Here is a 12,050-nt window from a genome sequence, read left to right as displayed (position 1 = left end):
GTAAAATTGCAAATAAATATCCCCTACAGATATAAGTTTATATATCTATAGGGGATATTTTTATTTGTATTGCTTATGCGACTATAGGCTAACGCACAAATTAGTCTTTCAAGTATTTTTGAAGCAATTCATTTACCATACCAGGGTTAGCACGGCCTTTAGATTCCTTCATAACTTGACCTACTAAGAAGCCAATAGCTTTGCCATTGCCACCTTTGAAGTCTGCCACTGGTTGTGGATTGTTAGCAATAACTTGCTTAACGATTTCTTCGATAGCACCAGTATCAGTGATTTGAACAAGACCTTCTTCTTTTACGATAGTATCTGCATCCTTGCCGGATTCCCACATGGATACAATAACCTTTTTCGCAATTTTACCAGAGATTGTACCTTTATCGATAAGAGCAATCATACCAGCCAAGTTTTCAGGGCTTACTTTGGATTCAGCAAATGTTAAGCCACTTTCATTAATCATCTTAGACAAATCACCAAGCATCCAGTTAGCAACAGTCTTAGCATCGGCACCTGCTTTTACAGTAGCATCCAAGAAATCTGCTGTTTTACGGGATACAGTAAGGGTTGTAGCATCTTCACGAGACAAGCCATATTCAGATACAAAGCGTTCAATCTTAGCATCTTGTAATTCTGGTAACGCACGACGTACTTCTTCAATTTTTTCGTCTGTAATTACAATTGGTACCAAGTCAGGTTCAGGGAAGTAACGGTAATCGTTTTCTTCGTCTTTTTTACGCATACCAATAGTAATGCCTTGAGCATCATCCCAAGTACGTGTTTCTTGATCTACTTTGCCGCCAGCTTCAATCAACTTAGCTTGGCGCAATGCTTCATATTCAACAACCTTTTGGATAGCTGTTAAAGAGTTAACGTTCTTAGTTTCTGTACGTGTACCAAACTCTTTAGTACCGCGCAAACGTACGGATACGTTACAGTCACCACGTAAGGAACCTTCTTCCATACGACCGTCAGATACTTCTAAGTATTGCAAGATAGAACGTAGTTTTTCAACATAGGCTCTCGCTTCTGCGCCGGAACGAATATCTGGTTCAGATACGATTTCAAGAAGAGGTACACCAGTACGGTTATAGTCAACATTAGAAGATTTAGAATCGGAAATAGTGTTACCACTATGAACTAGTTTACCAGCATCTTCTTCCATGTGAATCCGCGTAATACCAATGCGTTTAGTTTCACCATTTACTTCGATGTCTAAATGACCATTCAAGCAAATTGGCAAATCGTATTGAGATGTTTGATAGTTTTTAGGCAAATCTGGATAGTAGTAGTTTTTACGGTCAAATTTGTTAAAGTTTAGAATTTCACAGTTCAATGCTAAACCTACTTTGATAGCAAATTCTACTACTTGTTTATTTAACACAGGCATAGCACCAGGTAAGCCTAGGCATACTGGGCATACATGTGTATTTTGATCGCCGCCGAATTCAGTGGTACAACCACAGAAGATTTTAGACTTAGTCTTAAGCTCTGTATGAACCTCTAAACCAACGACTGTTTCGTATTTACTACTCATAGAGAAACCTCCCCAGTTGGTGCTACTAATTGACAGTCTGGACGTGCTTGTTCAAATGTGAAAGCGGCACGTAACAATGTTTCTTCACCCATAGCAGGACCGAGCAATTGTAAGCCGATTGGCAAATTGCTACTACTCATACCTGCTGGAATGCTAATACCTGGAATACCTGCAAGGTTTGCTGGTACTGTACAGATATCTTCTAAGTACATTGCCAATGGATCATTTGCTTTTTCACCAAATTTATAAGATGTATTAGGTGCAGTTGGTGTTAAAATCAAATCCACTTTGGAGAATGCTTCATCAAATTCATTTTTAATGAGGCGGCGTACTTTTAATGCTTTCAAATAATAAGCATCATAATAACCAGCACTCAATACATAAGTACCTAACAAAATACGGCGTTGTACTTCAGGACCAAAACCTTCTGTACGAGTTTTAGTAGACATATCTACAAGATTATCTGCAGGTACACGCATACCATAACTTACACCGTCATAACGAGCCAAGTTGGAGCTAGCTTCTGCCAAAGCAATGATATAGTATGCAGATAATGCATATTTAGAGTTAGGTAAGGAAACCTCAACGATTTCAGCGCCTAATTTTTTGTATGTTTCGATAGCCTCTTCTATGGCTTTTCGAACTTCGCTATTAAGACCATCACCAAAGAATTCTTTTGGTACACCAATTTTCATATTTTTTACATCATTTACAAGGGCAGTAGTGTAATCTACACGAGCACCTGGAATGGACGTGGAATCTTTTGCATCGTGACCAGAGATAGCATTTAATACTAAAGCAGCATCAGTTACATCTCGAGTAACAGGGCCAATTTGATCCAAAGAGGATGCGAAGGCAATTAAGCCATAACGAGATACATTACCGTATGTTGGTTTTAAACCTACAACGCCACAGAAGGATGCTGGTTGACGAATAGATCCACCTGTATCAGAGCCAAGAGCCCAAATAGCAGAACCACTAGACACAGCGGCTGCACTACCACCTGAAGAGCCACCTGGTACGCAATCAGCATTCCAAGGGTTAGTAGTTTTAGCTAATGCAGAGTTCTCTGTAGAACCACCCATGGCAAATTCGTCCATGTTAAGTTTACCAAGACTAATGTAATGATTATCTTGTAAACATTCAATAACAGACGCATTGTATGGAGGCACAAAGTTCTCCAACATTTTAGATGCACATGTTGCAGGTTCATCTTTAATACAAATATTATCTTTAATTGCACCAGGAATACCTGCCAATGGGGAAATAGCTTCACCTTTAGCAATTGCTTCATCTACAAGCTTAGCTGTAGCCAAAGCACGATCATGAGAATCGGATAAGTACGCATGTACAGTCGGTTCCACTTTCGCTTTATGTGCAATAACAGCATTCGTCAATTCAACAGCGCTGATTTCTTTATTCACTAGTTTCTTGTGTAATTCATGAATTGTTGCCACAGCGAAACCTCCTATTCTTGTACAACACGAGGTACTTTAAAGTACCCATCCTCTGCTTCTGGAGCATTGGATAAAGCTAAATCATGATCGAGGGATGGTTTTGTTTCATCCTCTCTAAATACATTGTGCAATGGTACTGCATGAGCCATAGGCTCTACACCATCAAGTTCTAATGCATCTAGTTCAGCAACATAAGTCAAGATGTCGGACAACTCTTTTTCTACATGTGCCATATGTTCTTCCTTAACTTCCAAGCGTGAAAGTAAGGCGATTTTTTTAATTTCCTCTTGGCTGATTTTCATCGAGACACATCCTTTCATAATTACTAATTATAAAGCAAATAATATATATTTTCAAAATATTGTAGAATGTATGTCTATTGGATTTCTCCAAGGTCCTTAAGTAGTTCTACAAATTCCTCTTCATTCATAACACGAATACCCAATTCATTTGCTTTAGTAAGCTTACTACCACTATCTTCGCCAGCAATAACAAGGGTTGTTTTCTTAGAGACGGAACCTGTAACCTTAGCCCCATGAGCTTCAAGAATCTTACCAGCTTCACTGCGGCCCATAACTTCAAGCTTCCCTGTAAGAACGACGATTTCCCCTTCCATTTGATTGCCTGCAGCTTCAACAACATCTACAGTCATCTTAAGTCCTGCCGCTATTAAACCTTCAATGATTTCTACATGAGCAGAATCTTGACGGTATTCAACAATACTATCTGCCATTGTAGGACCAATCTCTTCCACCGCAACGAGCTCTTCCTTAGTGATAGTCATAAACCGTTCCATAGATTTCACGACATTAGCAATTGTTGCAGCTGCTTTAGAGCCAATTAGACGAATACCAAGACCATATAATACGCGGTCCAAACCACGAGTTTTAGAATCTGCAATAGCTTTTACCAAATTCTCAGCAGATTTCTTGCCCATTCGGTCCATGGTAACTAGTTGATCTACCGTCAAATGATATAAATCAACAACATTTGTAATTAATTTGTTATTGATTAGGTTTTCTACAATGCTAGGCCCGAGACCATCGATATTCATAGCATCGCGAGAGGCAAAGTGAATGATTTGCTCTTTTTCAATAGCAGGGCAATGTTTATTCGTACAACGTACAGCCGCTTCCCCTTCGCGACGAACTGCAGGAGATTCGCATACAGGACATGTGTTAGGAATTGTGAAAGGAACTTCAGAACCAGTACGTTTTTCAGGAACTACGCGAATAACTTCAGGAATGATTTCGGCTGCCTTGTGAATGATGACATGGTCACCAATGCGAATATCTTTTTCATTGATGAAGTCTTGATTATGTAATGTAACACGACTCACATTTGTACCAGACACGAATACTGATTCCAATTCACCAGTTGGAGTAAGAACCCCCGTACGCCCCACATTGATAGTAATATCCTTAAGAATGGTTTCTACCTCTTCTGGCGGATATTTGTAAGCTGTAGCCCACTTAGGATCCTTAGCAGTACTGCCAAGTGCCTCTTGATCATCAAAGCTATTTACTTTAATAACCATACCGTCAGTATCGTATGGCAAGTCATGACGCTTTTCATCCCAATAATTGATAGTTTCAATAACTTCATCAATGGTTTGACACACGCGATAGTGAGGATTTACAGAGAACTTAAAGCTTTCTAGGCTTTTAAGTAATTCCTCTTGGCTATGAATACTAGCACCTTCTTCAGAGCCAATAGCATAGGCAAAGAAAGCTAGGTTTCTACTTGCTGTAATAGCAGGATCTTGTTGACGCAAGGAGCCTGCCGCAGCATTACGAGGATTTACGAAGGTTGGCAAGCCCTCTTCATCACGTTCTTCATTTATGCGTTTAAATTCGCTATGAGGCATGTAGGCTTCACCGCGAACCTCAATAAATTCAGGTGCATTTTCTAGATATAAGGGAATGGACTTAATTGTTCGTACATTGGCTGTAACATCTTCACCAACACGGCCATCACCACGTGTTACAGCACGTACAAACATGCCATTTTCATAGTGCAAATTAACAGCTAAGCCATCTATTTTAAGTTCTACTACATAAGCAGAAGGCTTATGGCCCAATTCCTTTTCTACGCGATTTGCAAACGCACGCACTTCATCAGCACTAAATACATTAGATAAGCTCAACATAGGGCGGCCGTGAACGACCTTTTCAAAGGAACCTTCCACCTTCATGCCTACACGTTGTGTTGGAGATGATGGCACAATATATTCAGGATGAGCTGTTTCTAAATCAACGAGCTCTCGATATTTTTTATCGTATTCAAAGTCACTCATTGTAGGAGCATCTTTTACATAGTATAAATACTGTGCATGAGTTAGCTCTTGTTGTAACTCTTTAATTCTATCTTTTGGATTCATATTACATCCCTTTTACTATGCAGTAACAATCTATACGTTCCATACAAGCAAGGTAAAGAGGTTAACTGCTATACATAAGTTTTATCCCTTTTTAACCGGTGCAAATTTAGCCATGACCACACGTACACCTTGTGTGGGGAATTCAATAGTTAGCTTCATACCAGCCCCTTCACCAGCAACATTGATAACCTTACCATTGCCCCACTTACTATGAATGGCTGTATCACCAATCTTCCAATCAGCAATTACTTCATTGCGAACAATTGGCTTCGTAACAGGTCGGCTTGTGACACTCATATGTTGCGGCACATGACGCTTAATATCATCAGGTACTTTACGCTTAGCACGCAAACCATCTACTAACTCTTCAGGAATTTCGTCGATAAAGCGAGATGGTAAATAGCTGCTAGTGCGTCCAAATACGGTGCGCGTAGTGGCATTAGAAATATATAATTCCTTTTCAGCACGAGTAATACCTACATAGGCAAGACGACGTTCCTCTTCGATTTCCTCAGGGTTCATCAAGGTGCGGCTATGAGGGAATAAACCTTCCTCCAATCCTCCTAAGAATACAATTGGAAACTCCAAACCTTTGGCAGCATGTAATGTCATTAATGTCACTTTAGACTCTTCTTGCTCGAAGGAATCAACATCATTAACAAGGGCTACTTGTTCCAAGAAGTCCTCCACTGTACCAGTTGGATTTGTATCTTGGAAGTCTTTAGCTACAGATAAAAGCTCACCGATATTCTCAGCGCGAGCCTGATCTTGTGGATCTGTACTTTCTTCTAATTGTGCCAAGTAACCTGTTCTATCTAAAATAGATTCTAAGATATCAAGAACAGTTCTATCTTCCATTTCAGCTACGAGAGTAAAGATAAGGATACCAAACTCCTCTAACTTTTCCTTTGTCTTACCTTTAATCGTATCTACCAGATGTAACTGTGTTAATGTCATAAACAAGGATGTGCCATTTGCACGTGCATAATCTTGTAGTTTTGCCACTGTAGTAGCACCAATACTACGCTTAGGTACATTGATAATACGTAATAGGCTCAAATCATCGAAAGGATTATATAATACGCGCAAGTAAGCCAATACATCTTTAATTTCTTTCCGATCGTAGAACTTCGTGCCCCCCACCATTGTGTATGGCAAAGCACGTTTGATAAGTGCCTCTTCAAGCACACGAGACTGAGCATTTGTACGATATAGAATAGCCATATCTCCATATGGGACGCCATGAATATCATGCTTTTTAGCTATTGTATCGCCGATGAAAGCCGCTTCTTCATGTTCAGATTGAGCTATAAAATGCTGGATTTTAGCGCCTTCTGTCTTGTCTGTCCACAGATTTTTCTTAGGTCGTCCTTCGTTATTTTCGATTACTGCATTGGCTGCATCAAGGATAATTTTTGTAGAACGATAGTTTTGTTCTAGTTTAATAGATGTACAGTTAGGATAATCCTTTTCAAAGTCCAAGATATTTTGAATATCTGCACCACGCCAAGCATAAATACTTTGGTCAGCATCACCTACAACAGCAATATTTTTCCAATGAGAGGCTAATAATTTAGCTAATAAATATTGAGCATGGTTCGTATCTTGATATTCGTCGATCATGACATAGCGAAAACGCTTGCTATATTTATCTAGTACAGCTTCATTAGATTGCAATAATTTTACTGCCACCAATAAAAGATCATCAAAGTCTAAGGCATTATTTTTACGCAATTCACGTTCATAATACTCATATACATCAGCAACCTTTTGTTGGTAAAAGTCTCTCGCTTGTTTTCTAAAATCAGAAGCAAAGAGTAATTTATTCTTTGCATCTGAAATAGCTGCTATCATAGCACCAACGGGATAGTATTTATCGTCCAAGTTTAGTGCTTTCAACGCCGCCTTAATAACGGCTTGAGAGTCAGATGTATCATAGATTGTAAAATTACTGTTATAACCCAAGAAGTTATCTAATTCAAAGCGCAAGAATTTCGCACAAAAGCTATGGAATGTGCTGAGCCAAATACGATTGGCTACATCCCCTACAAGACCTTCTACACGACTTTTCATCTCTTTAGCCGCTTTATTGGTAAAGGTAATAGCTAAAATTTCATAAGGATTAACACCTTGAGCTAATAAATGTGCAATACGAACAGTTAAAACCTTTGTTTTACCAGATCCGGCACCGGCTAAAATCAATAAAGGGCCTTCCGTATGTTGAACGGCTTGTTGTTGCTCTTTATTTAAACCTGTTAGTAATGAATTCATCGGAACACCCCTATCGCCCTTACATATACTATAATTTGATAATCATATAAATAGAGAAGAAGAACGTTGCAAGCAACGTTCTTTTCCCTTTGTATACTACTATACTATTTCATAGCACCAAGAATTGGTGGTACGATTTGTTTTTTACGAGACATAGTATTTGGCAAGAATACGCCATTGTCTTTAACTTCTTTTTCAAATGCTTTTGTTACTACTGCTTCCACATCACCACTGAATAATAATGTAGTGCTTTCATCAAGAATATTTGTAATCATGATGTAAGATGCATCGTAGTTGTTAGCACTGCGAAGAGCTTCTAACGCTTTTACTAATTCACCTTGTTTAGCCAATACGTCTGTAGTATCCATAACAGAAATTTGACCGATAGAAATTGTTTTACCTGCTTCGGAGAATTCCTTCATATCTGTACGAACGATATCGTCATTAGTCAAATCAGAAATATCTGCACCAGCTTTTAACATATCAAGGCCATAGGACTCGATATCTACACCAGCGATTTCTGCCAATTTATGAGCCATTTCTTTATCTGTTTCAGTACATGTTGGAGAACGGAATAAAACAGTATCAGAAATGATAGCGGACAACATCAAGCCTGCAATAGCTTTAGGGATTTCTTGATTGTTTTCCATGTACAATTTAGTAATGATTGTATTGGAGCAACCTACTGGTTCTAAACGCATAAATACAGGACCATCAGTTTCGAAATCACCAATGCGGTGATGATCCACAACGCCGCACATATTCATAGATTTGTAACCATCAATGATTTGTTTAGATTCGTTGTGGTCAGTTAAGTACAAGTTGCCGCCTTCTGGAGCGAATTCTTCCCAATTCTTAACGATTTGAGGGTGTTCAAAACCAAAATGATTCAATACATATGTTGTTTCTTTATTTGCTTCACCTGCACATACTGGAGTAGCTGGTGTACCCATTTGTGTTAAGAAATTAGCAAAGGAAATAGCAGAACAAATAGAATCTGTATCAGGGCTTTTATGACCTGCTACATATGTTTTTACATCACTCATAATATACCTCTTTTATATAAATTTCACACTTAATATCGACTTACGTCAATCTGATTTTTAACTATATTATTATATCATAAATTATATAAAAAAACACGCCACTACTAAGTAGTGACGTGTTTTTGTCATTCTACAAAATTATCTAATGTAAATGATTAGTCGTGATTTTTTTTGCGGTTTGTAAACAAACCAGGTCCAAGTGTTTCAATGATGATGAACAGCATTGGAATGATAAAGATACCAAACAATGTTGCTGTTGTCATCCCTGCTACTACTGTAATACCCATGGATGTACGAGCACCAGAACCAGCACCAGTAGATACTGCCAATGGCAATACACCAAGGATGAACGCAAAGGATGTCATCAAGATTGGACGCAAACGAATTTTTGCAGCTTCGATAGCAGCATCAACAACGTTCATGCCACGTTTGTCAACACGAATCTTAGCATACTCAATGATCAAAATCGCATTTTTTGCGGCCAAACCAACAAGGGTTAAGAGGCCAATCTGCATGTAAATATCATTTGCTAAAGAATATCTACCTGTAAAGTTCAACAAGAATGGAACTAAAGAAGCACCAATCATACCAGATGGTACGGAGAACAATACGGCAAATGGAACCTTCCAAGATTCATACAAGGCGGCCAAGATTAAGAATACAAATACTAGACCTAAACCAAGAATCATGATGGTTTGAGAACCAGCTTTCAACTCTTCACGAGATTGACCTGCCCAGTCATATGTATAACCAGCTGGTAAAGTTTTAGCTGCTGCCTCTTTCAATGCATTAATAGCATCACCAGAGGAGTAACCACGTGCTTGAGAACCGCCGATTTGTACGGCCATAGCATTATCGAAACGTGTAATACTAGATGGCATACCGGTTTGTTCCTTCGTGATGTAGTTAGATACAGGAACCATAAGCCCCTTACTATTTCTAACAGCCAACATATTAAGCTGATCTGCATTTTGGCGGTACGCATCTTCTGCTTGAACTACTACCTTATAGTTTTTACCGTACATGGTAAAATCATTGACTTGAATACTACCGTAGAAACCTTGTAATGTAGTGAAAATATCAGCTAAAGCAACACCATCTTGTGCCGCTTTTTCACGATTCACATCAAACTGTAAGGATGGTGTAGATGTATCAAATGTAGTGTAAATAGATTGAATTGCTGGACTCTTACGAGCTTCTGCTAAGAATTCATTAGCACGTTCCGCCATAACTTGAGGGCTGTCACCAGCTTTATTAATGATATACATACTGAAACCACCAGTAGCACCTAAACCAGGAATAGATGGTGGATTCAAAGCAACTACAGTTGCTTCTGGTACGCCTTGAGCAGCAAAACCAAATGTTTGACCAACCATTGCATTAATAGATGTAGCTTGTGTAGTACGATACTTCCAGTCAGACATAGTGGCAAAGATTACACCTGCACTAGATTTTTGACCGTTCCCTAAGATGTCAAAGCCTGCTACAGTAAATACCCCTTGGAATAATTGCTCATCTTTAGGTTTTTCTGGATCATTTTTGCCTTCTAAGAAGGAAGCAATTTTTTCAAGTGTTGCCATCGTACGCTCAGATGTAGCACCTGGCGGTTCATTAACGGCAATCATATAATAACCGCTATCCTCTGCAGGTACAAAGGATGTTGGTAAGAAGTGGAATACTAAACCAGTACCACCAGCAAAGATTAACAATGCAATAACAGTTAAGCTCAAACGATGACTTAAACGAGCCAATTGGATACCATACCAATCACTGAAACGTTCTAGGCCTGCATTGAATTTGTTTAACTGACGATGTACCCAATCTTCACGCTCTTTAGGTGTGTGAGGTTTTAACATCGTAGCACATAGTGCTGGTGTTAATACAAGGGCGATAATCGCAGAAATAACAACAGATACAGCGATTGTTAATGCAAACTGTTTGTAAAGAATACCTGTCATACCACCCATGAAGGCAACTGGTACGAATACAGCTACCAATACAAAGGCGATACCAATTACAGGGCCTTGTACATTTTCCATCGCTTTAATAGCCGCCTCTTTCGGAGGTAAGCCATTATATTTTAATTCATACTCTACCGCTTCTACTACTACGATAGCATCGTCAACAACGAGACCGATAGCCAATACCATGGCGAATAATGTTAACGTATTGATAGAGAAATCAAGTAATACGAAAGCCCCAAATGTACCTAGCAAGGATACTGGAACAGCAATCATAGGAATAATTGTAGATCTCCAGGATTGTAAGAATACATATACTACAAAAAGAACGAGTAGTAATGCTTCTACAAAGGTATGCTTTACCTCATTGATAGATGCACTTACGAATTTAGTATTATCTACAACTACGTTATATTGCATATCTGGTGGGAAGGATTTAGATTGTTCATCTAGTACCTTCTTAACATTCGCAATAGTTTCTAATGCATTAGCATCATTTTGCAAGGAAATAGCGAAGCCTGCTACCTCTTTATGCGCGGACTTAGCAATAAGGTCATATCCTTTAGCACCAATTTGAATGCGAGCAACATCTTTTAGATGCAATACCTTACCATTAGAGCTTTTAATAGCAATGTTACCAAATTGTTCAGGTGTCACAAGACGACCTTCAATTTTGATAGGATATTGAAATGCTTGTTCCCCATTAGTAGGATTTTGACCAACTGTACCTGCTGCAGCCTGTAAGTTTTGTCCCTTAATAGCTGCGGTTACTTCAGAAATAGTAACACCTAGATTTTGCATCTTCGCTGGATCTAACCAAATGCGCATAGCATAGTCGGAACCGAACTCTCGCACAGAACCGACACCCTTAATAGATTTAATAGCATCCATCATATAGTTGGTACCATAGTTCTTTAAGAATGTAGAATCATAAGTACCATCAGGTGAGTTCAAGGAGAATACCATAGCCATATCACCAGAAGATTTAGTAGTTGTAACACCAACTGCTTGTACCTCTGCAGGTAATTGAGCAAGTGCTGCTTGTACACGGTTTTGTGTATTAACCGTATCCATATCGGCATCTGTGCCTTGATTGAACTGAACAGTCAAAGAGTAGCTACCATTACTAGAGCTACTAGATGTCATATAGTCCATATCTTGTACGCCTACGATTTGTGTTTCAATAACACTGGCTACCGTATCATTAACAACTTGAGCCGTTGCACCTGTATAGGCTGTGTTAACACTTACTGTAGGAGGAGAAATTTGTGGATATCGAGCTATCGGAAGGTTCATCATAGAAATGAGACCTACCAAAGTAATAACGATGGCTATTACGATGGCAAAGATAGGTCGATTAATAAAGAATTTCGACACGATCTAGCC

Annotated in this window: 7 protein-coding genes; all 7 read right to left on the bottom strand. The window is 39.0% G+C overall.

Features of this window, described 5'->3' with window-relative positions; all coding sequences use genetic code 11:
* Positions 1-100: 100 nt before the first annotated feature.
* The gene (gene gatB, locus EL171_RS04620) at positions 101-1,549 is read right to left on the bottom strand and encodes an Asp-tRNA(Asn)/Glu-tRNA(Gln) amidotransferase subunit GatB (RefSeq protein ID WP_005386512.1); all 1,449 of its coding nucleotides are present in this window, start codon (positions 1,547-1,549) and stop codon (positions 101-103) included.
* Positions 1,546-3,006, bottom strand: coding sequence for an Asp-tRNA(Asn)/Glu-tRNA(Gln) amidotransferase subunit GatA (gene gatA / locus EL171_RS04615; protein WP_005386511.1), 1,461 nt, complete (start codon positions 3,004-3,006; stop codon positions 1,546-1,548). The genes gatB and gatA overlap by 4 nt, the downstream gene beginning before the upstream one ends.
* Before the next feature lie 11 nt (positions 3,007-3,017).
* On the bottom strand, positions 3,018-3,308 hold the full coding sequence (gene gatC / locus EL171_RS04610; RefSeq protein ID WP_004696952.1) for an Asp-tRNA(Asn)/Glu-tRNA(Gln) amidotransferase subunit GatC: 291 nt from the start codon (positions 3,306-3,308) through the stop codon (positions 3,018-3,020).
* 74 nt (positions 3,309-3,382) lie between these two features.
* A complete protein-coding gene (gene ligA / locus EL171_RS04605; RefSeq protein ID WP_005386507.1) occupies positions 3,383-5,386 on the bottom strand; it encodes an NAD-dependent DNA ligase LigA in 2,004 nt (667 codons plus the stop codon).
* Between the two features lie 81 nt (positions 5,387-5,467).
* Positions 5,468-7,657, bottom strand: coding sequence for a DNA helicase PcrA (pcrA, locus tag EL171_RS04600; RefSeq protein WP_005386505.1), 2,190 nt, complete (start codon positions 7,655-7,657; stop codon positions 5,468-5,470).
* 104 nt (positions 7,658-7,761) lie between these two features.
* Positions 7,762-8,703, bottom strand: a complete 942-nt coding sequence (locus EL171_RS04595) for a manganese-dependent inorganic pyrophosphatase (RefSeq protein ID WP_005386504.1) — start codon at positions 8,701-8,703, stop codon at positions 7,762-7,764.
* Between the two features lie 155 nt (positions 8,704-8,858).
* Entirely contained in the window at positions 8,859-12,041 is a 3,183-nt protein-coding gene (locus EL171_RS04590; RefSeq protein ID WP_005386502.1) for an efflux RND transporter permease subunit, read from the bottom strand.
* Positions 12,042-12,050: the final 9 nt, after the last annotated feature.

Origin of the sequence: Veillonella dispar (assembly GCF_900637515.1) — a bacterium.
In the GTDB taxonomy this organism is placed as follows: Bacteria; Bacillota; Negativicutes; order Veillonellales; family Veillonellaceae; genus Veillonella; species Veillonella dispar.
This window is presented reverse-complemented; position numbering and strand designations above follow the sequence as displayed.

Coding starts and splice junctions, on each gene's coding strand:
- gatC (WP_004696952.1), bottom strand. CDS start 3,308: ATGAAAATCAGCCAAGAGGAAATTAAAAAAATCGCCTTACTTTCACGC.
- gatB (WP_005386512.1), bottom strand. CDS start 1,549: ATGAGTAGTAAATACGAAACAGTCGTTGGTTTAGAGGTTCATACAGAG.
- pcrA (WP_005386505.1), bottom strand. CDS start 7,657: ATGAATTCATTACTAACAGGTTTAAATAAAGAGCAACAACAAGCCGTT.
- ligA (WP_005386507.1), bottom strand. CDS start 5,386: ATGAATCCAAAAGATAGAATTAAAGAGTTACAACAAGAGCTAACTCAT.
- EL171_RS04595 (WP_005386504.1), bottom strand. CDS start 8,703: ATGAGTGATGTAAAAACATATGTAGCAGGTCATAAAAGCCCTGATACA.